This window comes from Saccharopolyspora soli, from assembly GCF_022678645.1.
Classification (GTDB): domain Bacteria; phylum Actinomycetota; class Actinomycetes; order Mycobacteriales; family Pseudonocardiaceae; genus Saccharopolyspora; species Saccharopolyspora soli.
Map to the genome: position 1 here is coordinate 1 of NZ_JALBWV010000006.1, position 22,792 is coordinate 22,792.

Annotated in this window: 21 protein-coding genes; 14 read left to right on the forward strand and 7 right to left on the reverse strand. The window is 69.7% G+C overall.

All coding sequences use genetic code 11. The features are described 5' to 3' along the window. Positions 1 to 120: 120 nt before the first annotated feature. The 4 genes from purU to MOQ72_RS06005 all read right to left on the reverse strand — a co-directional run bounded on the left by purU (position 121) and on the right by MOQ72_RS06005 (position 3,326). A complete protein-coding gene (gene purU, locus MOQ72_RS05990) occupies positions 121 to 993 on the reverse strand; it encodes a formyltetrahydrofolate deformylase (protein WP_242181074.1) in 873 nt (290 codons plus the stop codon). A 121-nt stretch (positions 994 to 1,114) separates the two neighbouring features. Continuing rightward, the gene (locus MOQ72_RS05995) at positions 1,115 to 1,858 is read right to left on the reverse strand and encodes a maleylpyruvate isomerase family mycothiol-dependent enzyme (protein ID WP_242181075.1); all 744 of its coding nucleotides are present in this window, start codon (positions 1,856 to 1,858) and stop codon (positions 1,115 to 1,117) included. Positions 1,859 to 1,891: 33 nt separating this feature from the next. Further along, positions 1,892 to 2,761 (reverse strand): class I SAM-dependent methyltransferase, encoded by an 870-nt coding sequence (locus MOQ72_RS06000; RefSeq protein ID WP_242181076.1) that lies wholly within the window; start codon positions 2,759 to 2,761, stop codon positions 1,892 to 1,894. A gap of 46 nt (positions 2,762 to 2,807) precedes the next feature. After that, positions 2,808 to 3,326, reverse strand: coding sequence for a DUF2505 domain-containing protein (locus tag MOQ72_RS06005; RefSeq protein WP_242181077.1), 519 nt, complete (start codon positions 3,324 to 3,326; stop codon positions 2,808 to 2,810). Positions 3,327 to 3,363: 37 nt separating this feature from the next. Here MOQ72_RS06005 and MOQ72_RS06010 point away from each other — a divergent pair, with 37 nt between their 5' ends. Further along, entirely contained in the window at positions 3,364 to 4,479 is a 1,116-nt protein-coding gene (locus tag MOQ72_RS06010; protein WP_242181316.1) for a UDP-N-acetylmuramate dehydrogenase, read from the forward strand. Positions 4,480 to 4,568: 89 nt separating this feature from the next. Then, entirely contained in the window at positions 4,569 to 5,576 is a 1,008-nt protein-coding gene (locus tag MOQ72_RS06015) for a chymotrypsin family serine protease (RefSeq protein WP_242181078.1), read from the forward strand. A 187-nt stretch (positions 5,577 to 5,763) separates the two neighbouring features. On the opposite strand, the gene MOQ72_RS06020 is transcribed toward MOQ72_RS06015, so the two are convergent. Next, the gene (locus MOQ72_RS06020) at positions 5,764 to 6,510 is read right to left on the reverse strand and encodes an SDR family NAD(P)-dependent oxidoreductase (RefSeq protein ID WP_242181079.1); all 747 of its coding nucleotides are present in this window, start codon (positions 6,508 to 6,510) and stop codon (positions 5,764 to 5,766) included. A gap of 239 nt (positions 6,511 to 6,749) precedes the next feature. On the opposite strand from MOQ72_RS06020, the gene MOQ72_RS06025 reads away from it, so the two are divergent. The 3 genes from MOQ72_RS06025 (at position 6,750) to MOQ72_RS06035 (ending at position 10,024) form a co-directional block, all read left to right on the forward strand. Then, complete coding sequence (locus MOQ72_RS06025) at positions 6,750 to 7,904, forward strand: L,D-transpeptidase (protein WP_242181080.1); 1,155 nt, start codon at positions 6,750 to 6,752, stop codon at positions 7,902 to 7,904. 321 nt (positions 7,905 to 8,225) lie between these two features. Next, positions 8,226 to 9,521, forward strand: a complete 1,296-nt coding sequence (gene mshA, locus MOQ72_RS06030) for a D-inositol-3-phosphate glycosyltransferase (protein WP_372495297.1) — start codon at positions 8,226 to 8,228, stop codon at positions 9,519 to 9,521. Continuing rightward, a complete protein-coding gene (locus MOQ72_RS06035) occupies positions 9,518 to 10,024 on the forward strand; it encodes a type III secretion system chaperone family protein (RefSeq protein ID WP_242181082.1) in 507 nt (168 codons plus the stop codon). The genes mshA and MOQ72_RS06035 overlap by 4 nt, the downstream gene beginning before the upstream one ends. 15 nt (positions 10,025 to 10,039) lie before the next feature. Here MOQ72_RS06035 and MOQ72_RS06040 read toward each other — a convergent pair whose 3' ends face one another. Beyond that, entirely contained in the window at positions 10,040 to 10,882 is an 843-nt protein-coding gene (locus tag MOQ72_RS06040; RefSeq protein ID WP_242181083.1) for a DUF4349 domain-containing protein, read from the reverse strand. A gap of 848 nt (positions 10,883 to 11,730) precedes the next feature. On the opposite strand from MOQ72_RS06040, the gene MOQ72_RS06045 reads away from it, so the two are divergent. From MOQ72_RS06045 to MOQ72_RS06080, 7 genes are all read left to right on the forward strand, one after another. Then, positions 11,731 to 12,474: a phosphoglyceromutase gene (locus tag MOQ72_RS06045; protein ID WP_242181084.1), complete on the forward strand. Its 744-nt coding sequence runs from the start codon at positions 11,731 to 11,733 to the stop codon at positions 12,472 to 12,474. A 262-nt stretch (positions 12,475 to 12,736) separates the two neighbouring features. Continuing rightward, positions 12,737 to 13,960, forward strand: coding sequence for a sensor histidine kinase (locus MOQ72_RS06050; RefSeq protein ID WP_372495298.1), 1,224 nt, complete (start codon positions 12,737 to 12,739; stop codon positions 13,958 to 13,960). After that, the gene (locus MOQ72_RS06055; RefSeq protein ID WP_242181085.1) at positions 13,957 to 14,637 is read left to right on the forward strand and encodes a response regulator; all 681 of its coding nucleotides are present in this window, start codon (positions 13,957 to 13,959) and stop codon (positions 14,635 to 14,637) included. Before MOQ72_RS06050 ends, MOQ72_RS06055 begins: the two co-directional genes overlap by 4 nt. Before the next feature lie 129 nt (positions 14,638 to 14,766). After that, on the forward strand, positions 14,767 to 15,801 hold the full coding sequence (locus MOQ72_RS06060; protein WP_242181086.1) for a Ppx/GppA family phosphatase: 1,035 nt from the start codon (positions 14,767 to 14,769) through the stop codon (positions 15,799 to 15,801). Next, entirely contained in the window at positions 15,798 to 16,859 is a 1,062-nt protein-coding gene (locus MOQ72_RS44345) for an Rv0497 family membrane protein (RefSeq protein ID WP_277953638.1), read from the forward strand. The genes MOQ72_RS06060 and MOQ72_RS44345 overlap by 4 nt, the downstream gene beginning before the upstream one ends. A gap of 208 nt (positions 16,860 to 17,067) precedes the next feature. Continuing rightward, positions 17,068 to 17,925 carry a sugar phosphate isomerase/epimerase family protein gene (locus MOQ72_RS06075; RefSeq protein WP_242181088.1) on the forward strand — a complete coding sequence of 286 codons (858 nt, stop codon included), beginning with the start codon at positions 17,068 to 17,070 and terminating at the stop codon, positions 17,923 to 17,925. A 259-nt stretch (positions 17,926 to 18,184) separates the two neighbouring features. Continuing rightward, entirely contained in the window at positions 18,185 to 18,976 is a 792-nt protein-coding gene (locus MOQ72_RS06080; protein WP_242181089.1) for a thioesterase family protein, read from the forward strand. A gap of 441 nt (positions 18,977 to 19,417) precedes the next feature. Here the strand turns inward: MOQ72_RS06080 and MOQ72_RS06085 are convergent, their stop codons facing one another. After that, positions 19,418 to 21,046 carry a long-chain fatty acid--CoA ligase gene (locus MOQ72_RS06085; protein ID WP_242181090.1) on the reverse strand — a complete coding sequence of 543 codons (1,629 nt, stop codon included), beginning with the start codon at positions 21,044 to 21,046 and terminating at the stop codon, positions 19,418 to 19,420. A gap of 154 nt (positions 21,047 to 21,200) precedes the next feature. Between MOQ72_RS06085 and proC the strand changes: the two genes are divergently transcribed. Beyond that, positions 21,201 to 22,022: a pyrroline-5-carboxylate reductase gene (gene proC, locus MOQ72_RS06090; protein WP_242181091.1), complete on the forward strand. Its 822-nt coding sequence runs from the start codon at positions 21,201 to 21,203 to the stop codon at positions 22,020 to 22,022. 243 nt (positions 22,023 to 22,265) lie between these two features. After that, entirely contained in the window at positions 22,266 to 22,490 is a 225-nt protein-coding gene (locus MOQ72_RS06095; RefSeq protein WP_242181092.1) for a helix-turn-helix domain-containing protein, read from the forward strand. Positions 22,491 to 22,792: the final 302 nt, after the last annotated feature.

Genomic DNA, 22,792 nt, shown 5'->3' on the forward strand with positions numbered 1-22,792 from the left:
CGCCGCCGGCGGGGGGGGGGGGGGGGGGGGGGGGGGGGGGGGGGGGGGGGGGGCCGGGGGGGGGGGGGGGGGGGCCCCCGCCCCCCCCCCCCCCCCCCCGCGCCCCCCCCCCCACGACCGTCAGAAGACGACGGTGCGGCGGCCGTGGACCAGGACGCGGTCTTCGAGGTGCGCGCGCAGGCCGCGGGCCAGCACGATCTTCTCGATGTCCCGGCCCTTGCGAACCATGTCGGCCACGTCGTCGGTGTGGTCCACGCGGATCACGTCCTGCTCGACGATCGGCCCGGCGTCCAGCTCCGCGGTCACGTAGTGGCAGGTCGCGCCGATGAGCTTCACGCCGCGCTCGTACGCCTGGTGGTACGGGCGGGCCCCGGCGAACGACGGCAGGAAGCTGTGGTGGATGTTCAGCGCCCGTCCCGCCCACGCCGCGCACAGCTCGGGCGGCAGCACCTGCATGAAGCGGGCGAGCACGATCGCGTTCGGGTCCTGCGTCTCGACGAGCTCGCGGACCTGCTGGAACGCCGCGGTTTTCGCGTCCGGATCCGTCGCGAACGGAATGTGGTGGAACGGGATGCCATGCGCTTCGGTGATCGGGCCCAGATCCGGGTGGTTGCCGATCACCGCGCGCAGGTCGACGTCGAGTTCCCCGGACCCGACGCGGCCGAGCAGGTCGTGCAGGCAGTGGCTTTCCTTCGAAACCAGGATCACCACGCGCCGCCGCTCGCCGGTGTCCGACACCCGCCAATCGGTGCGGCTGCCGAGTTCGTCGGCGACGGCGACGAACCGGCGACGCAGCTCGTCGATGCCGAACGGCAGCGAGTCGGCGCGGACCTCCTGCCGGGTGAAGAACCATCCGGTGTTGGGATCCGTGTGGTAACCGGCCTCGACGATCCAGCCGCCGTGCTCGGCGAGGAAGCCCGCGATGCGAGCGACGATCCCGGTCCGGTCCGGGCAACCCAGCCGGATGACGAAACGACGTTCCGAAGGACTCACAGCCAAGGATTGTCCCAGGCAGCAAAGGCTGTGCTGAACACCGCGCCCGTCCCAGCGCGCCCCGACCCGGTGAAGGTTCGCAATTTCTCGCGAAATTGCGAACCGCCACCCGCCCGGTGGATCACCGGCCGCTGACCAGGTTGACGAGTGCGGTGTTGCCGGTGATCAGGGCCGTGCTCGGGCGGCCCCAGACCCGGCGGTACACCGCGTCGGCCGTACCGGCCACCGTCGCGTCCACCTCCAGCGCGGCATCGGTCGGCGCTCCGGCCACCGGGGGCCAACCCGGTTGGTACTCGACCAACCAAGCGCGACCCGCGTCCGGGGCGTGGTAGAGCACCTTCCCCTCGTGCTCGCGTTCCGCCCAATTGACGGTCACCGGCAGGATCACGGTCAGCATCTCGTCGATGCCGTCGGCGGCCAGCGCCGGATCGAAGATCAGCTCGTGCACGTGGTCCGGGCCGAGGCAGGCGAGCGCGTGTTCGGCGTCGAGCCGGTGGATCGCCGTCTCGTGCGCCATCCGCCGGGTCCAGCGCTCCGCCGTGCCACCGGGGAAGAACGACCACACCGGACGCGCTGGGTCTGATGTGGACAGTGCGTGCACCAGGTGCGTGAACCGGTCGTCCCACCAGGTCAGCGCATCGTCGAAATCCGCGGGCGGACGGGGTGGGCGCGGCCGTTCGTCGCCCGGTTCCAGCTCCAGGGCGAGCGCCACGTTCGCGTACACCCGAGCCAGGTGTTGCACCAGCCTTCGGACGTCCCAGCCGGGACAGGTCGATACCTCGGCGTCTGGACCGGCTTGGATCACGGCACTGCGGAACGCGGCGGCCTGGTCTCGGAATGCGTGGTGGTGGAACTCGCTCGCCATGCCCCCACCGTAGGAGGTCCAGTGGCGATCGGATCAGTGACCTTCGTCGGACGCGACCGCGGACCAGTCGACGGTGAGTTCCCCCAACCGCCACCGCTGGCGCCGATCCAGCACCGGCCAGCCCGACTCGGCGAACAGCTGCGCGGTGTGCGCCCACCGGGCACGCGGCCCGAACGGCGCCATCGGCGCTGCCTTCGCCCAGCACGCATCGAGTTCGGCGAGCAGCGCATGCACCTTCTCGCCCGGCACGTTGCGGTGGATCAACGTCTTGGGCAGCCGCTCGGCGAGATCCGACGGCCGTTGGAGGTCGGCGGGCAGGCAGGCCAGCGTGAGGGTTCGCGGTCCGTTCCGGTCCAGCGTCACCCAGCAGCACCGCCGCCCGATCTCGTCGCAGGTGCCCTCCACCAGCAACCCGTCCGGCGCCAGCCGGGAGCACAACTCCTCCCAGGCCCGCCACGCTTCCGGCTCGGTGTACTGGCGCAGCACGTTCAACGCCCGGACCAGCGCGGGGCCGGGAAAGTCGCGCACCCCGGCGGCCAGTCCGGCCAGCTCGAACCCGCCGCGGCGGAACTCCAGCGCGGGCGGATCGGCGACGAGCTTCCCGGCCGCGACGCGGTCCGCGTCGATCTCCAGCCCGACCACCCGAGCGTCCGGCCGCAGCGGGCGCAGTCGCGTCGCCAACTCCACGGTGGTCACCGGGGTCGCGCCGTAGCCGAGGTCGATGACCACCGGCTCCGCGGCGTTCCGCAGCGCGCGGGCGACCCAGGGGGTGCCGACGATCCACCGGTCGACGCGCCGCAGCCGGTTCGGGTTGGTGGTGCCGCGCGTGGGCATGCCGAGGGCACGAGCCCGCCCAGCCGCGAGCCGAGGCGCCCGCTTCTTGGGACGTGTTCCGGACGTCATCGCCCGCAGGAGGGCAAGCGCCGTCGCGGTCCGCCGATCGCCGACATCATCCCCGGCGGGCCAGCCACTCGGTGGTGAAGCGCTCCTCGTCCGAGAGCAGCTTCTGCACCCGGTCGGCGACCAGGTCCTCCAGCTTGCCGCCCAGGAACGGCACGTTCACCCGCACGCTGCCGGACACCACGAACTCGCTTATCGCGGACCCGACGGGTTCGGCCAGGTCGCGCAGCCACATCGAGCCGGTGATCGAGCAGGGCGCTCCGGCGATCTCGGCGGCGATCTCGCCGGTGTAGTGCCCGTCCTCCTCCCGCCGCCACGACTCGCTGCGGTCGATCGTCAGGTCCCCGCCCACCACGGTGCGGGCCACCGACGGCAGCGAATCGGCGGACACGCCGTGGCGCATCTGGAACCGCGCGCCGTCCTCGGTCGCCACGTGTTGCACTAGTACGGCGTTCGAGCCGCCGAGTTCCCGCAGCCGGTCGGTGAGGTAGTCGATGTCGATCAGCGCCTCGTACACCCTGGCGGCGGGCCACTCGGAGGTGCTTCGGTGCTCGATGCGGCGTGCCATGCTGCGGAGGTTACCTTTGGCAACCGTGAACCCATCCATGTCCGGTGCCGAAGAAGTGCGCGGTGACACTTCGCCGCCCGGCGAACGCGCTGGTGGCGACCTGCCGCTGGCTGGCTACACCACGCTGCGGCTGGGCGGTCCGGCGACCGGCCTGGTGGTCGCCCGCCAACCCGACGAGCTGACCGCGGCGGTGCGGGCGGCCGATGCTGGTGGCCACCGCCTGCTGGTGCTCGGCGGCGGTTCGAACCTGGTCATCGCGGACGAGGGCTTCGCCGGGCAAGTGGTGCGGATCGCCACCAAGGGCCGCCGGTACGACAGCGTCGGCGACGGGCTGGTCCAACTCACCGCGGAGGCGGGTGAGGACTGGGACGAGGTGGTGGCCGATGCGGTCCGCCAGGGCCTGGGCGGGCTGGAATGCCTGTCCGGCATCCCCGGCCTGACCGGGGCCACCCCGGTGCAGAACGTCGGCGCGTACGGCGTCGAGGTGTCCGACCTGCTGGTCTCGGTCGATCTGCTGGACCGCGGCACCGGGCGGGTGCGGACGGTCCCGGCTGGCGAACTCGGGCTGACCTACCGCAACAGCGTGCTCAAGCACAATGCGGCCGCAGTGGTGCTGCGGGCCCGGTTCCTGCTGCGCGACGGAGGCCGGTCCGCCCCGATCAAGTACGCCGAACTCGCCCGCACGCTGGACGCGGAGCCGGGCACGCAGGTCGACGTGGCCAGCGCACGGGAGGCGGTGCTGGCGTTGCGTCGCGGCAAGGGGATGGTGCTCGACGCCGCAGACCACGACACCTGGAGCGCGGGCTCGTTCTTCACGAACCCGATCGTCGACCGCGCCGACCTGCCCGAGGTGCTGGCGCGCATCTCCGCCGCGGTCGGCCCGGACCAGGGGGTGCCGCAGTACCCGGCGGCCGACGGCGGGACCAAGCTGTCCGCGGCGTGGCTCATCGAACGCGCCGGGTTCGCCAAGGGGCATCCGGGTCCCGGCGGTCGGGTGCGGCTGTCCACCAAGCACACCCTCGCGTTGACCAACCGAGGTGCCGCGACGACCCGCGACCTGCTAATTCTTGCGCGTGAAGTTCGGGACGGAGTACGCGTGGCCTTCGGCGTTTCACTGGCACCTGAGCCGGTGTTGGTGGACTGTTCGCTGTAGCAGCCGAAGAGCCGAACGGCCGTAAGGGTGACTCTTCGTGACTGATGCGTAACCCTGAGTGTTAAATGGGGTAGGTGGAGGGGGCCACCATGCTGAGCATCAGGGAGCTAAGAGATCGAGCGGTGATACGTCCGATCAAGCGGGCGGTCGAGGACCAGCTCTTGGACCTGCCCGGGGTGACCGGTGTGGACATCGGTGTGAAACACCGTGCCGGGGCGAGCACCGGTCAGCAAGTCATCGTCGTTTCGGTAATCCGGAAGAAGCCGCGCGAGCTGCTCGTGCCGGGCACCTGCATCCCCGGCGATGTCTTCGGGATCCCGACCGATGTCATCGAAGAGCAGCCGGTACTGCAGCACATCCACTGCGCCCGGAACGAGCCGCTGACGCCGCGCCAGCGGCGCAGCGAGCGCACCGGCGTGGTGCGCGGCGGAAGCGGGCTCACCCCGTGCCGGGCCGTCTACCTGGCGCCGCCCACCGTGGCCGAGGCGGGCGATTACCGCCGGATCGGCACGCTCGGGGCAGTCGTCACCGGCACCGCGCCGACGGTGGTCCCGATGGGCCTGACCACCTTCGACGTGGGTTGCCTCGACGACGCCTGGGCGGTCGGCGATCGGATGGTCGATCCGGAAGGCGGCCGGGTGCACGCCGAGCTGGCGCGGGCGGCGCTGTCCGGGCGGGTGGACGCGGCCGCGGTCACCATCGCACCGGGCTTGGAGACCTCGTGCACGGTCGACGGCATCGGGCCGGTCACCGGGCACACCACGGCCTATCCGGGCGAGCTGGTCCGCAAGAACGGCTTCGGAACCGGGCTGACCCCCGGCGTCGTCGTCTCGGTCGACGCGACCGTGCGCATCGACCACGGCGAAGCCCTCGGCGTCCGGGTGCTGCGGGAGCAGATTCGCGTCGCTGCCGCGGAACTGCGGTTCTGCGGGCCGGGGGACGCCGGGGCGGCCGTGCTCGATCCGAGCGGTCGGATCATCGGCCTGCACGTCGCGGGCAGCCGAGGCGGCGCGGTCGGCTTCGCCAGCCCGATCGCCGACGTGCTGGCCGAACTCGACGTGGAACTGTGCACCGAATCCCAGCAGATCCGGGTTTGAGTGCTTGTCCTTTTGGTTTTGAAGCGGCGAAGCCGCTTGGCCCACCTACGGCACTTGCACCGCTGCGGGTTCTCAGACGGCGTCTGAGGTTCCGCTACCCGCACCGCCACGCAAAACGAGCTTGGAAGACAGGCTTTGAGCCGTGAGCGCGTGACGGTGCCACCGCGCTCACGGCCGCCAGGTGGGATCAATCCCTGCGGTGCACGCGGGTTGCGGAGTACTGGTCGCGGGGCTTGACGACCAGGTAGTCCACGTTGACGTGGTCCGGGCGGGTCACCGCGAAGGTGATGATGTCCGCGACGTCGTCGCCGGTCAGCGGGGTGATGCCGCGGTACACCCCAGCGGCGCGTTCCTTGTCCCCGCTGAAGCGCACCTCGGAGAACTCGGTCTCCACCAAGCCCGGTGCGATCTCGGTGAACCGCACCGGCTCCCCCAGGTGCTCGCCGCGCAGCGTGCGGTGCAGCGCGCCCTGCGCGTGCTTGGCCGAGGTGTAGCCTCCGCCGTTGTCGTAGACCTCGGAGGCGGCCACCGAGGTCACCGTCACCACGTGCCCATTGCCGGAGGCGACCAGTTTGGGCATCAGCGCTTTGGTGATCCGCAGCGTGCCGAGCACGTTGGTCTCCCACATCCAGCGCCAGTCGTCCTCCACCGCATCTGCGACCTTGGCCATGCCCTTCGCGCCCCCGGCGTTGTTGACCAGCACGTGGCACTCCGGCACCTGTTCGACGAACGCCGTCACCGAATCCGCGTCGGTGATGTCCAACCGCAGCGCGGTGCCGCCGATTTCCTCGGCGAGTTCGGTCAGCCGGTCGAGTCGCCGGGCACCCAGCACCACGTGGAAACCCGCGGCGGCGAGTTGGCGCGCGGTGGCCGCACCGATGCCGGAACTCGCCCCGGTGACCACGGCCCAGCGGCCTGCAGAACTTGTGCTCAACGTCTTCTTCCTCCCAGGAGATGGCCAGTTGCACCGGTCTCCATCCGACCACGTCCGGCCGGGTGAGCGGGACCTCCCCGTCACCCGATTGATGTGACGGGACACACTAGGGGCTCAAGACATCTTTTCCGACCCCCGCACGTCTTTGAACATGGGTCGCATTTCGGCGGAAGTCCGATCCTTTCCGAGGAAAAGGACATTTTCGCCGCAAGTTCTCAAAAAGGGATAGAGGTCAGAAAGTGAGCGGTTCGAAACTGCGGCTGCTGTGGGCTGCGCTGGTGGGAGCGCTGACGGCGGTGCTGTTGATTTCCGGCTGCGGTTCGCCCGCACCCGAACAGCAGCAACCTGCCGACCCGGTCGCCAAGGTGACTTTCGAACCGGGCATTGGTGCGGGTGATGTCAATCCCGCCGCGCCGATAAATGCCACAGTCGACCGCGGCAAGTTCGACAGCATCGCGTTGACCAACAGCGACGGCAAGCAGGTCGCGGGGGAACTGTCGTCGGACGGCAAGAGCTGGCACCCCACCGTGGCGCTCGGCTACGGCAAGAGCTACACGTGGTCCGGCCAGGTCACCGGTGAGGACGGCAAGCAGGTGCCGGTCCAGGGGCAGTTCAGCACGCTGAAGCCGCAGCGGACGATCCGCGCCACGATCAACCCGACCGACGACGCCGAGGTCGGCATCGCGATGCCGATCAGCGTGAAGTTCGACAAGCCCGTCAAGGACAAGGCGGCCATCCAGCGGGCGTTGACCGTGCAAACCTCGGTTCCGGTGGAGGGCGCCTGGGCTTGGCTGTCGGACCAGCAGGTGGACTGGCGGCCGAAGGCGTACTGGCCAGCGCACACCCACGTCAGCGTCAACGCGAAGCTCTACGGCGTCGCCTACGGCGAGGGCTCCTACGGGCTGGCCGACCTGAGCACCGAGTTCAACATCGGCCGGGCGCAGATCGTGAAAGCCGCCGTGGGGACCCACCGGATGGTCGTGATCCGGGACGGCCAGCAGGTGGCCAACTACGCGGCGAGCTACGGCGAGGAGTACGACCCGGGCCGCAACACCCCCAACGGCACCTACATCGTCATGGAGAAGAACCCGGTCGAGATCATGGACAACCCCAGGTACGGCTACCACGACGTGCGCAAGACGTGGGCGGCCCGGTTCTCCAACCACGGCGAGTTCATCCACGAGAACCAGGAGAACGCAGCGGCGCTGGGGAAGGTCAACAACTCGCACGGCTGCATCAACCTCAGCGCGGCGGACGCGAAGGAGTACTACGACGGCGCCCTGCTCGGCGACCCGGTCGAGGTGACGGGCTCGGCCAGCAGCATGCCACCCCAGTTCGACGTCCTCGACTGGCTGCTCACCTGGGATCAATGGACCCAGAAGTCCGCAGTCTGAGAAGACTGTCTTCGGACTCGTTTTGCGTAGCGGTGCGGCGCTAAGCGGCTTCGCCGCTTCAAAAACAAGAACAAAAACAGACACGAGGGTTCTGTTCTTGGACTTGTTCGCGGCGTGCTCCGTGCCCGGCGGTCCTGGGTGTGAGGAGGGCCACCTGGTGCCGCTGGATCCGACGGTTCCGCGGCACCGAGGCGGTAGCGTCGAGCGTTGGCGCCGACAGCTGTGTTAAGGGAGTGCGGCGGGAATGTTTCCGCCTCGCCGGGTGTCGGGGTTGACGTGCGTCCGAAAACCTCGGGCCGACCGGCTTGCGATGGGCAGCAGATGACCTCCAGAACCTTACGCATGCGGCCGCGCCGCGCCGCCGTCTTCTCGTTGCACACCTCCCCGTTGGAACAGCCCGGTACTGGCGACGCCGGGGGCATGAACGTCTACATCGCGCAGACCGCCAGGCGGCTCGCCGAGTACGGCACCGAGGTCGAGATCTTCACCAGGGCGACCTCCTCGGACGTCCCGCCGATCGCTGAGCTCGCTCCTGGCGTCCTGGTCCGAAACGTGGTCGCCGGACCTTTCGAAGGGCTGGACAAGAACGATCTGCCGTCGCAGCTGTGCGCTTTCGCCGCCGGTGCGCTGCGGGTCGAAGCTCGCCACGAGCCCGGTTACTACGACATCGTGCATTCGCACTACTGGCTGTCTGGGCAGGTCGGCTGGCTCGCGCGGGAGCGTTGGGGCGTCCCGCTGGTGCACACCGCGCACACGCTCGCCAAGGTCAAGAACGCCAACCTCGCTGAGGGCGACTCCCCCGAGCCGCGCGTGCGGGTGCTCGGCGAGGAACAGGTGGTCGCCGAGGCCGACATGCTGGTGGCCAACACCGAGTTCGAGGCCGCTGACCTGATCAACCGCTACGACGCCGATCCGGACGCCGTCGCGACGATCCCGCCCGGTGTCGATCTGGACTGCTTCACCCCTGGTGATCGCACGGCTGCCCGCGCCGCGCTCGACCTCCCCGCCGACGCCGTCGTGCTCGCCTTCGTCGGTCGGATCCAACCGTTGAAGGCCCCGGACGTGCTGCTGCGGGCCACCGCGGAGCTGCTCGCCCGGCATCCGGACAGCCGCGAGCGCTTGGTGGTGCTGGTGGTCGGCGGACCATCCGGCAGCGGACTGGAACGTCCTCGGGCGCTGCACGAACTCGCGGCGGAACTTGGCATCACCGATGTGGTGCGGTTCCTCCCGCCACGCAGTGGTACCTCGCTGACCAGCGTCTACCGTGCTGCGGACGTCGTCGCGGTGCCCAGCTACAACGAGTCCTTCGGACTGGTCGCGCTCGAAGCCCAGGCATGCGGCACGCCGGTGGTGGCCGCTGCGGTCGGGGGCCTGCCGGTCGCGGTCCACGACGGGGTGTCCGGGTTGTTGGTGGACGGTCACGGCGCCGAGCAGTGGGCCGAGGCGCTGGGGTCGGTGGTGCGGAACCCCGCGTTGCGGACTCGGCTGGCCGCAGGCACCACCGCGCACGCCGCGCGCTTCTCCTGGGAACGCACCACTGGGGCACTGCTGGATGCCTACGCGCGGGCGAAGATGGCCTTCCACGCGCAACTGCGCATCCGGGAGGTAACCGCGTGAGCCTCGACGAGGTCATCAGGTCGGCTTTGGACGCCAACGGGCTGGAGCACGTCACCGAGGGCGAGGGCCGGTTCTTCGTCACGCTGCCCGGCAGCAAGAAGCTGCAGACCAACTGCTGGCTCATCGTCGCCGAACACGCCCTGGTCGTCGAAGCCTTCGTGTGTCGGCAGCCGGACGAGGCGCACGAAGAGGTGTACCGGTTCCTGCTGCGCCGCAACGCCCGGCTCTACGGCGTGCACTACACGATCGACCGCAACGGCGACATCTACCTGGTCGGCCGGATCGGCCTGCACGCGGTGACCGCCGAAGAACTCGACCGGGTGCTGGGCCAGGTCCTGGAAGCCGCCGACGGCGACTTCAACACCCTGCTGGAGCTCGGCTTCGCCACCGCGATCCGGCGGGAATGGGGCTGGCGCGAGTCGCGCGGCGAATCGCTGGCCAACTTGCAGCCCTTCCGGCAGCTGGTGGAACGGGACGGCCCGGTCCGGCCGCTGAGCGACTGAGCTCCGCCGCGTGCGCTACAGGCTGCCGCTGCGCAATGCCCGGCGGCGGCGCAGCAGCAGCCAGGCCGCCGCACCTGGTATCGCCAGCACCACGGCGAACGGGAGGACGGCGCCGAAGGCCGTCAGCAGGAATGCGCCGACCGACGAAAGCGTCCGCCAGCCGCCGAAAAGTCCCGCCAGGAAGCCGGTGTCCTCGTCGGTGACCGCGCCGGGGCGTTCCAGGCGAACCGTGATGGTGGCCATCTCGACCTGACCCGTCAGCCCGGCCGCCCGCCGTTCGAGCGAGTCCAGTTCGCTTTCGCGCGAGGTCAGCTCGCTTTCGATCGACACGATCTCGTCGACGGTCGCGGCGCGTTCCATCAGCGTCCGCAACCGCTGCACGCTGGCGCGTTGCGAGTCGATCCGGCTTCGGGTGTCGACGAGCTGATCGGTGACGTCCTGGGTCTGCTGGCTGCGTGAGGTGACCCGCCCCAGCCCGGACAGCTCGCCCAACACCTGGTCCAACTTGGCGGCCGGAACCCGGATCGTCATCGTGGTGCCCGCCCTGCGGGTGCTCTCCTGTTCGAGGTGACCCCCGACGGCCTCGCTGCGCCGCCGCACCTCGGCACCGGCTGGCTCGACCTCGTTGACCTCGATGTCCAGCTCGGCTGTCCGGATCACCTCGCGCGGGCCGATGGCCGGGCTGGAAGTCGTGCCGGTTTCGGAGCTGCTGCCCGAGCCGTTGCGTTCCTGCGGCGACTGCGGCGCCACGGCGCGGGAATCCCCGTTCGTTGATTGTTCGGCCCCCGAGGAACATCCCCCGAGCAGGCCGACCGCGACCACCGCCACGATCGGCCAACGTAATCGCTGCTTGTGCATGCCACTGCCTTCCGTCTTCGCCGTGAACACGGCGAAGACGGAGCCCGACGATCTTCCGGTTGCACCGGCGGTCTGGGGATCGCGCAGCGGAACGCGCTGCGCAAGTCAATCCGCGCACCTTCCGAGGGGGACCGCGCGGGGCGGCTTGGGAGAGAGGGGGAGTCACGAGCTCAAGCCGCCCCGCGTGGGGGTCCCGCCTGACGGGCCGGTGGGCGGGGGGCACCCTGGGCCCGGCGGGGCGCGGCCCGATGGGGGATACGAACCGCGCTCGTGCTCTCCCGAGATCGGGGAGTGCGTGGGAGCCGATCAAGGAGAGCGTTGTCAACTTCGCAGAGTCCTGCAGCTGCCACAAGGCCGCCACATTGCTCCATTAGTGTGATGTTTGGAGAGAAAAATAACGCACAGGAATCAAACTACCTTCAATTCGTCAACGGAAGTGACCGGCGCCACTTTCGTGTCACGGCACCGCGATGATCACATAACTGTCGGGTGAAGCGGACAACGAAATCCGCCGACAAGTGCGCACGCCAGCTGGGCGGACTCGGCGGAGATGAGTCGCTTCGCGCGCCACGACGCGCAGCGGCGAAACGCCGAATCGAAACACCGCCGGGCAATGGCCCGCAAGCCCCATCTCGACTCGCAACCGACCTCCCCTCCATGATGCGGAACTCCACTTTCTCGGCGCCAGTTCTACCGAAACCTGACTGGCGATTTGTCTGTTTTTCGGTTGTTGGTTTTAGGCAAAACTGGCACGACTCCGGGAGTGCTCGGTGCGGTGGCGGCGTGGGCGGACCGGCTGTCAGACCTCCTGGACGAGGAATCGCGGACGGCTCTATAGCCTGGGGTTTATGACTGCGACCCTGGTGCTGCTGCGGCACGGTGAAAGCACGTGGAACGCCGAGAACCTGTTCACCGGCTGGGTGGACGTACCGCTGTCGGACAACGGCGAGGTCGAGGCGACGCGCGGCGGTGAACTGCTGCGCGAGTCCGGGGTGCTGCCGGACGTGCTGTACACCTCGCTGCTGCGGCGAGCCATCGCCACCGCGAACATCGCCCTCGACGTCGCGGACCGGCACTGGATCCCGGTCCGGCGCGACTGGCGGCTCAACGAGCGCCACTACGGCGCGCTGCAGGGCAAGAACAAGAAGCAGACGCTGGAAGCCTACGGCGAGGAGCAGTTCATGCTCTGGCGCCGCTCCTACGACACCCCGCCGCCGGAGATCGAGCTCGGCAGCGAGTTCAGCCAGGACGCCGACCCGCGCTACGCCGACCTCGGCGGCGACATGCCGCGCACCGAGTGCCTGAAGGACGTGGTGGCCCGACTGCTGCCGTACTGGGAGTCCGCGATCGTGCCGGACCTGCGGGCCGGTCGCACGGTGCTGGTCGCCGCGCACGGCAACTCGCTGCGCGCGCTGGTCAAGCACCTGGACGGGATCTCCGACGGCGACATCGCGGGCCTGAACATCCCCACCGGGATCCCGCTGCGCTACGACCTCGACGCCGACCTCAAGCCGACCAATCCGGGCGGCACTTACCTCGACCCGGAGGCCGCCGCCATCGCCGCGGCAGCAGTCGCCAACCAAGGCCGCTAACCCCGATCGAGTCGAGGTGAAGGGCACCTTCGACCGAGTAAGCCGGTCAAAGGTGCCCTTCACTCATCACTCAGGTGGGTGATGCGTGGCGAGGAGTCGCCTAGGCGGCGAACGGAGCGCGACGGTCGATCGGGTGGTACGTGAACTGGGTCCCAGCGCCGGGTGAAGTCGAGGTGAAGAAGGCCCCTTTTCGTGTCACGGGTATCACGGAACGCCCTCGTAGACTGGCCTTTCCCCACCCCCGCTTGCTTACGATGCAGACGTGACCGCATTGGGCTACACCGCCCTGATGATCGCCGCGCTCCTGCTGGGCGCGGTCGGCGGCTTCGTCATTGGTCGGGGATCCCGGAACGGCGCGAAGCCCCAAGGTCCCACCGTTGCCGAACTTCTCCAGCGGCTGGTGCACACCAGCTACAACGGCGTGGTGGTGCTCAACAAATTCGGCGACGTGGTGCTGCACAATCCGCGCGCTGACGAACTCGGCCTCATCCGCGACCACCAGGCCGACCCGCGCGCCCGCAAGGCCGCGGAGCAGGCGCTGGTCACCGGCGAGCCGGTCCCCGTCGACCTCACCCCGCTGAACCGCGCCGCGCCGCTGCGCGGTCGCGGCCCGGCCGCGGTGCTCGGCGAGGTCCGCCCGCTCGGCGACGGCTTCGCCGTCGTCGACGCCGCGGACGAGTCCGACTCCGTCCGCTTGGAGGCCACCCGCCGCGACTTCGTCGCGAACGTCAGCCACGAGCTGAAGACCCCGGTCGGGGCGCTCGCGCTGCTCGCCGAGGCGGTGCTGGACGCCGCTGACGACGCCGAAGAGGTCCGGCGGTTCTCCACCAAGATCCTGCACGAGTCGACCCGGCTGGGGACGTTGGTCTCCGAGCTGATCGCGTTGTCGCGCCTGCAGGGCGCCGAGCGGCTGCCCGAGCTGACCACGGTCGACGTCGATGCCGTCGTGGAAGAGGCGCTGGGTCGGTGCCGGTTGGCCGCCGAGTCGGCCGGGATCGAGATCGCCGTCGACGAATCCAGCGGCTACCTGCTGGACGGGGACCGAACGCTGCTGGTCACCGCGCTCACCAACCTGATCGACAACGCGGTGTCCTACTCGCCGCCGGGCAGCCCGGTGTCGATAAGCCGTCGGCTCTCCGGCGACTTCGTGGAGATCGCGGTTACGGATCGGGGCATCGGAATCGAGCCCCAATACCACCAGCGGGTTTTCGAGCGGTTCTTCCGCGTGGATCCGGCGCGGTCGCGGGCGACCGGCGGTACGGGTCTCGGGCTGGCGATCGTCAAGCACGTCGCCGCCAACCACGGTGGCGAGGTCAAGTTGTGGAGCCGCACCGGAACCGGCTCCACCTTCACGCTCCGAGTGCCCAGGCACGGTGCGACCGACGGCCAACCGGCCGCAGAGCCGGACCGGGCGGCGAAACCAGCCCGGTCCAAGACCGAGAGTGCGGACGGGGTCACAACCGTCGAAACGGGAGGAGTCCGGTGACCAGGGTGCTGATCGTGGAGGACGAGGAGTCCTTCGCCGACCCGCTTGCCTTCCTGCTTCGCAAGGAGGGCTTCACCGCGGCAGTCGCCGCGAACGGTCCGGAGGCGTTGGACGAGTTCGACCGAAACGGCGCGGACATCGTGCTGCTCGACCTGATGCTGCCGGGCATGAGCGGCACGGACGTGTGCAAGCAACTTCGCCAACGCTCCTCCGTCCCGGTGATCATGGTGACCGCTCGGGACAGCGAGATCGACAAGGTGGTGGGCTTGGAGCTCGGCGCGGACGACTACGTGACCAAGCCGTACTCGGCGCGGGAGCTGATCGCGCGGGTGCGCGCGGTCCTGCGGCGCCGCGGCGAGGCCGAGGAGCTGCAACCGCAGGTGCTGGCAGCCGGGCCGGTGCGGATGGACGTCGAGCGGCACGTGGTGACTGTGGACGGCGTGGACGTCAACCTGCCGCTGAAGGAGTTCGACCTGCTGGAGTACCTGCTGCGCAACGTCGGCCGGGTGCTCACCCGCGGTCAGCTCATCGACCGGGTGTGGGGTGCGGACTACGTCGGCGACACCAAGACGCTGGACGTGCACGTCAAGCGGCTGCGCTCGAAGGTCGAGCCGAACCCGGCGGATCCGCGCTACCTCATCACGGTCCGTGGCCTCGGGTACAAGTTCGAAGCGTGATGTTGCCCGCGTGACGTGCCGCACTGCTGCGCTGGTCGGCCTGGTCTGCGGCGTGCGCGGGGCGGCGGGATGGCCCGTTTGCTGCCCACCCCGCCCCTGATGACGTGCGCAGCCGGTAATTTGTCGAACATGCGCCTAGGGGTGCTCGACGTCGGATCCAACACGGTCCACCTGCTGGTGGTGGACGCACATCGTGGTGCCCATCCGACCCCGATGACATCGGAGAAGACCGTGCTGCGGCTGGCCGAGCGGATCGGCGCGCACGGTGGCCGACTCGCTGAGGAGGACGCCGCGGAGCTGATCCGCACCGTCGCCGACGCGCAGGAATCCGCCGTCGCGGCTGGTTGCGAGGAGCTGATGGCCTTCGCCACGTCGGCGATCCGCGAAGCGGACAACGCCGCCGAGGTGTTGGACCGGGTGCTCACCGAGACCGGCATCGAGCTGGAGGTGCTGCCCGGCGCGGACGAGGCGCGGTTCACCTTCCTGGCGGCCCGCCGCTGGTACGGCTGGTCGGCGGGCAACCTGCTGATGCTCGACATCGGCGGCGGTTCGCTGGAGCTCGCGGTGGGCATCGACGAGCAGCCCGACCTGGCGGTGTCGCTGCCGCTGGGCGCGGGTCGGCTGGCCCGCACGATGCTGCACGACCCGCCGCGCCAGGACGAGGTGAAGAAGCTGCGCGAATGGCTGCAGGGCCAGTTGGCGCCCACCGCCAAGCGCTTCCGCAAGATGGCCCGGCCCGACCGGGCGGTGGCCAGTTCCAAGACGTTCCGATCGCTGGCCCGGCTGACCGGCGCGGCACCGTCGTCGGCGGGACCGCGGGTGCCGCGCACGCTCACCGAGACCGGCCTGCGGCAACTGCTGGCGTTCATCACCCGGATGTCGTCATCCGATCTGGCCGCCCTCGATGGTGTGAGCAACGCGCGGGCGCACCAACTGGTGGGTGGTGCGCTGGTGGCCGAGGCGACCATGCACGCGCTGGAGCTGGAGTCGCTCGACATCTGCCCGTGGGCGTTGCGCGAAGGTGTGATCCTACGGCGGCTGGACCACACGAATGGAGACAGTCACACTGCCATTCAGGCTCGGGCCACCCTGAGCCACGCGGAGGCGGGGCCCGCGGACGGAACTGGACGGCAGACCCAGCACGGGGCACGGTGGGAGCGATGAGTCGGGAAAGTGGGGCCGATCAGCCCACCCAGCGCACCGTGGCGGAGTTGCTCGCCGAATACGGCGGCGGCAACGCCCAGAAGGGTTCCCGGCGACGTCGCAGGCGGGCCGAGGACCCGAGCGAGACCGCCCCGCAGGCGATCATCAACCGGGTGCTGTCGGACAGCGGCCAGATGCGCGCCGTGCAGCCCGACACCGAGCCACCGCAGCGGCGCAGCCGCCGCGCGGGCCCAGAAGGCGCCGCCCCGCAACCTCCGGCTGCGCCCCAACCACCGCCTCCTCCGCCGCAGGCTGCGGTAGCGCCAGCGCCGCCCGTGCCCGAACCACCGGCGCCGGAACCGCCTGCCGAGCCCGCCGTCGGTAGCGCGACTTACTGGGCGCAGCGCTTCTCCAGCGCAGGGCAGGACAAGGCGGCAGCCCCGATGGCGCCGCCGGAAGGCGATGCCGAGGCGACGATCCAACAGCCCGCGCTGCGTCGCCCAGCTCCGCAGCCGGAGCTGCCCCCGGCGCCGCCCGCCCCACCGGCTCCGCCGAAGCGCACTCCGCCGGAGGGCGTCACCGAGCAGTTGCCGCGCGTGCCAACCCCCTCGGATCCCGGTCCGCTCGGCACCGCCATGCTGGCCTACCCGCCAGCGCAGCAGGCCGACGAAGAGGTCGAACCCGACGACCCGTACGACTTCGATTCCTACGACGACCCCGAGGTCGAATACGCCGAGGAAGACGACTACGACCCGGAGCTGCCCGCCGGACTGGACTCCGACGACTACCAGGCCGACGAGGAAGAAGAGCCCACCTCCCCCGGCAAGGAGTGGGGCAGGCTCGTGGGGCAGGGCGTCGTCGGCCTGGTCGCCGGTGGTGCGGTCTGGGTCGGGTTCCAGTGGCTGTGGATCAACAACGCGGTGGCCGCGCTCGTCGCCGCGCTGGTGATCACCGGTTGTCTGGTGCTCATCTCGTGGAAGTTCTTGCGCACCAACGATCTGCAGACGATCCTGCTGTCGGTGCTGGTCGGTTTGTTCTGCACGGTTTCCCCGGCGGCACTGGTGTTGATCAACCACTAGCGGGAGTTCACGGTTTGGGAAGTGCGACGTGGTCAACTGCGCTTCGGCGCCCGGCACGCGGTGCTTCTCCGTGCTCGACCACCCGCGGGTTCTTCGGACGGCCCCGAGGTGCGCCGGATCGGGGGGCCGCGGCGGATGACCTTCGCGAGCTGATCCGCGCACCCTCTTCAACGACCGCCCACCAACCGTCGGTCATGCTTGGCAGGACATGACAGTGCAACCGCCACCGCGCGAGGACGCCGCCGGACGTGTCCCGGTCGGGCTGTCCACCGCATCGGTGTGGCCGCAACCGGCGCGGACGGCCTTCGAGATGGCCGCCGACCTCGACTTCGACGGGGTCGAGGTGATGGTCTGGGCGGATGCGGTCAGCCAGGACGTCGGCGCGCTGCACCGGCTTTCCGAGCAGCACGGCGTGCCGGTCCTGGCCGTCCACGCGCCCTGCCTGCTGATCACGCAGCGGGTCTGGTCACCGGAGCCGGAGGAGCGGTTGCGGCGGGCGGTGGTGGTCGCCAGCGACCTGGGTGCGTCGACGGTGGTCGTGCACCCGCCGTTCCGCTGGCAGCGCCGCTACGCGGAGGGGTTCGGCGAGCTGGTGGCGGAACTGGAGGAGACCAGCGGCATCGCGATCGCGGTGGAGAACATGTTCCCGCTGCGCCCACCGAGCACGCTGAACCGGTTGCGCGGCGGCAAGACCAGCGGGTTGTCGGCGTTCAAACCTTCGCCGGATCCGACCGAGGTCGGGTTCCGCAACTACACGCTGGACCTGTCGCACGCCGCTGCCGCGCACATGGATGCCATCGAGCTGCTGAAGCGGATGAAGGACGGTCTGGCCCACGTGCACTTGGCCGACGGGACAGGAGCGCCGCGGGACGAGCACCTGGTGCCCGGACAGGGCAACCAGCCGTGCGCGGAGGTGTGCGAGGCGCTGGCCGCCGACGGGTACGCGGGCGCGGTGGTGCTGGAGGTCAACACGCGCAAGGCGCGCAGTCCCGCGCAGCGAGCGGCGCTGTTGGCCGAAGCCCTGCTGTTCGCCCGGCTGCACCTGGAGCCGCTGCGCGCGACCTGACGACGCCCCCTGCCCAGGGAAGCGCCGATTCCGCGCGAAATCGCCGTGGTGGCACCGCGCGGGCCGCTCCGCAGGCGGATCCGCGGAACCCCGGCGGCTGGCGGCTCGGTGGCGTTCGGGGGCCAGCCATCTGATCTTCCGGCGATTAGGAGGGCTAACCGGTGCCTGATGATCAACTTCTCTGAAGGTCACTAGAATCAGCGACCATGAACCCGTTGCGCGCATTGGCCGCCGAATGCTTCCGACCGCTGGACCCGACGTGACTGAGGTCCTGGATCCCTTCGCGGCGGCCACTTCGGTGCGCTCGCTTGGCGACGGCACCTTCGTCGCCAACCTCCATCCGGAATGGGCCGTCGGAGAACGCCCGCACGGCGGTTACCTGTTGGCGCTGTTGTCCCGCGCCCTCGGTGACGCGACCGGGCTTGCGCCGCTGTCGGTCAGCGCGCAGTTCCTCCGCCCGCCACGAGTCGGTCCGGTGCTGATCCGGACCGAGCTGCTCAAGACGGGCAAGACGGTGACGGCGGCCCGCGCGGCGCTGGAGCAGAGCGGGCAGACCTGCGTGGATGCCACGATCACCCTCGGCAAGGTGCCCACCGCCGAGCCCGAGTGGTCGGACGTGCCCGAGATGCCGGTGAACCCGCCGTCGAACGCGATCGACCTCGCCGCAACCGAGGTCCGGAAGTACTTCGGGCTTTCGCGGGTCTGCGACATGCGGCTGGACGCCAACACCGCGGAGTTCCTCTCCGGCGGAGTCGGCGAGCCCCGGATGCGGTTCTGGGTCAAGCCGCGGGAAGCCCAGCCGGATCTGCTGTTCGCGCTGGTCGCCGGGGACCTGACGCTGCCGGTGACGCAGAACCTCGGCCGATTCGGCTGGGTGCCGACGGTCCAGCTGACCGCGCTGGTGCGGGCGCACCCGGCGAACGGCTGGCTGCGGCTGGTGGTGGGCTGCCGCGCGCTGCACGGCCAGTGGTTCGACGAGGACGTCACGGTGATCGACTCGGTGGGCAGACTGGTATGCCAAGCCCGCCAACTAGCCATCGCCCCGCTGTAGAGACTGCCCGGGTCTTTTGCTTAGCGGTGCGAGTAGCGGAACCTCAGACGCCTTCTCGACTCCGGGATCCCCGACTTACGTATGACCCAGTACGCGGCGTCGGGGCTGTCCTCGCGAGAAGACGTTTGAGAACCCGCGGCGGTGCAAGTTGCTGGCGTGGGCTAAGCGCCTTCGGCGCTTGCGACGGCTCGGCAGTGATTCAGTTGCTCGTCGTGGCGGCGGATCACCGCCGAAAGCGGCTACGCCGCTTGCCTTCGCGCCGAGCGTGGCGTGCCGCTCGTTGCGAACGGGACTCCCATCTGGCTAAGCCGATCAGAAGTCCCTCCCCCTGCGACAGTGCGCGCGGATTCCGGACGAGCGGAACTTCTCGCCCGGATGGGCCGGTTGAAAGTTCCGCTCACCCGACGTGGCGTGCCGGTTCCGGGCGGGACGTTCTTCGGGTTATTGGACGTGGGTGATGTTCAGGCGGCCTTCGGCGTGTTGTTGGCGGAGGCGCTTCTTGTCGAACTTGCCGACGCTGGTCTTCGGGGCTTCGGGGATGAACGTCCAGTACTCCGGTAGTTGCCACTTCGCGACGGAGTCGGCTAGGAACTCGCGCAGCTCGGCCGCTGCCACCTGCTGGCCGTCGCGGAGCACCACGGCCACCAGCGGCCGCTCCGACCACTTCTCGTCCGGCACCCCGATGACCATCGCCTCGGCCACCGCTGGGTGGCCCATCACCTTGTTCTCCAGGTCCACCGACGAGATCCACTCGCCGCCGGACTTGATCACGTCCTTGGCCCGATCGGTCAGCTGCACGAACCCGTCCGGCGTGATGTAGCCGACGTCGCCGGTGCGCAGCCAGCCCTCGTGGAACTTCTCCGGATCGTCCTCGCCGTAGTACGCCTTCGCGACCCACGGCCCGCGGACCTGCAGCTCACCGACGCTCGCGCCGTCCCACGGCAGCACCACGTCGCCTTCACCGACCAACCGGCCCTGCACCCCGGTGGGCAGCCGTCCCTGGCTGGCCCGGTAGGTCCAGCGCTGCTCACCGCTGACGCCAACAGGTGCCCTGGCCACGCTGCCCAGCGGCGACGTCTCGGTCATGCCCCAGGCGTGCAGCACGGAGATTCCGTAGTTCTCCTCGAATGCCTTCATCAGCGACGGCGGACACGCCGCCCCACCGACCACGACTTCCCGCAGCGACGACACGTCCTCCGCGTTGGTCGCCAGGTGCTGCAGCACGCCCTGCCAGATCGTCGGCACCGCCGCGGCCATCGTCGGGCGTTCCGCGGCGATCATCCGCACCAGCGGCTCGGGCCGCAGGAACCGGTCCGGCATGATCAGCGAGGCGCCGACCATGAACGCCGCGTACGGCAGGCCCCAGGACATCGCGTGGAACATCGGCACCACGGCCAGCGACCGGTCCGCCTGCGACAGGGCCATCCCGTCGGTCATGCACACCTGCATCGAGTGCAGGTAGACCGAGCGGTGCGAGTAGACGACGCCCTTGGGGTTGGCGGTGGTGCCGGAGGTGTAGCACATGGCGGCGGCCGAACGTTCGTCGAGTTCTGGCCAGTCGAACTCGTCCGGCTGCTCGGCCAGCAGTTCCTCGTACCCGTGCACCTCGACTCCGGCGGGTGCTTCCAGCGCGGCCCCGTCAGCGCCCACGACGATCACGTGCCGCACCGTCGCCAGCTCCGGCAGCAGCTTCTGGAACAACGGCAGCAGCGTCGAGTCGACCAGCACCACCTCGTCCTCGGCGTGGTTGGCGACGTAGACCAGCTGGTCGGGGAACAGCCGGATGTTCAGGGTGTGCAGCACGGCGCCCATCGACGGCACCGCGAAGTACGCCTCCAGGTGCTCGGAGTTGTTCCACATGAAGGTGCCGACCCGCTGGTCACCGGTCACGCCGAGGCCGCGCAGCGCGTGCGCCAGCTGGGCGGCCCGGCGGCCGACCGCCGCGTAGCTGGTGCGCCGCGCGCCGTCGCCGGTCCAGGTCACGACCTCGGCGGAGACACCGTGCGGTTCGCTGCCCTGCTGGAGGATTCGCGCGATCGAGAGGTGGCCATCCTGCATCGTGCTGAACATGGTGGGAGCTCCTTTGGTCCGGTCAAAGATCGCTCGGCCGTGGCTGTGGTGGCAGCCACAGTAGCGGCTGAGATCACCCTCCGGGAGATCTCGTCACGCAGGGCGCACCCACGCTCGTGCCGGATGCGCGGCGTGGTCTGGCACCCTGAGCGGCATGACGACGATCGCCGTACTCGGAGCCGGAAAGATCGGGGAATCCCTGCTGTCGGGGCTGCTCAAGGCAGGTCGTACCCCGGCGGACCTGCTGTTCACCGAGCGGTTCGCGACGCGCGCCGCCGAGCTGACCAAGACCTACGGGATCACCCACGTCGACGTGGGTGAAGCGGTGCAGCGCGCGGACGTCATCGTCGTCGCCGTCAAGCCCCAGGACATCGATCCGCTGCTGGCGGAGGTGGCGCCTGCCCTGCCGACCGGCAAGCTCGTGGTGTCGCTGTGCGCGGGCCTGCCGACGAAGCTGTTCGAACGCCGCCTGCCTGCGGGAACCGCGGTGGTCCGAGTCATGCCGAACACCCCGATGCTGGTCGGCGAGGCGATGAGCGCGATCTCCGGCGGCGCGCACGCCGAGGACGCGCACCTGGGGCTCGTCGAGGAACTGCTGGGCAGCGTCGGCAAGGTGGTGCGGGTTCCGGAGAGCCAGCAGGACGCGGTCACCGCGCTGTCCGGCTCCGGCCCGGCGTACTTCTTCTTCCTGGTCGAAGCCATGATCGACGCGGGCATCCTGCTGGGCATCCCGCGGACCACCGCCGCCGAGCTGATCGTCCAGTCCGCGGTCGGCGCGGCGGCCATGCTCCGCGAGGGCGGCGGCCACCCGGTGATGCTGCGCGAGGCCGTCACCTCCCCGGCGGGCACCACCATCGCCGGGATCCGCGAGCTGGAGAAGCACGGCGTGCGAGCGGCGCTCATCGACGCCATCGAGGCGGCCCGAGACCGGTCGGTCGAGCTGGGCGAGGCCCACGAAAACGAAGAGCCCGCATGACCAACCCCGTGCCAACCGCACCTCAGGGGACCGTGACGCAAGCCAGCCACAAGAAACCGCGAAACGCGAGATCCGTGCTGGACGCAACCACCACTGTGAATCGCGGAGAGGCGGAACAGGCCGGGTCGTTCGGCCATCGCAGGCATCCCAGCTGTCCCGCTACTCTCGATAGAGCACGTGCGTGAGGTTTCCGTCGGAGGGGAAGCCGACGGACGCGACACGTGCCGAAGGGCACGGTGAAGCATGTCTGCGAACTCCGAACCCAGCCAGCAGGCGCCGCCGACGATGGGCCAGGTGCGGTTTCTCACCGTCGCCGAGGTCGCCAAGCTGATGCGGGTGTCGAAGATGACGGTCTACCGGCTCGTGCACGCCGGTGAGCTCCCCGCAGCACGCGTGGGGCGGTCGTTTCGAGTGGCGGAGAAGGACGTCCACGCATATCTGGAGAGCGCCTACTACAACGCGGGCTGACCAGCGGAAAAATCTGTTCTGAGCTCGTCTGGCCCAGCCGTGCGGGGTGGTGGCACCCCGCGGCGCGCGAGTCGTGCGGGTGGGCTGAGCGGCTGCCCGGACGAGATCGAGGACAGGTGCGCGAAACCAGCTGACTGGCACCTCCACCGGACGCGACGCGATGTGCCGCGGTCCGCGGCGGAGGTGTCCGGTCACCGCGCCCGGCGTTTCGAGGACCACGGCGAAAGGGCCGAGTACCTGGGCAGGTAAAGTTTTGGGTCGGTCGTGCCAGGTGCGCGCGCTCATGCGGCTGCACCGGCACG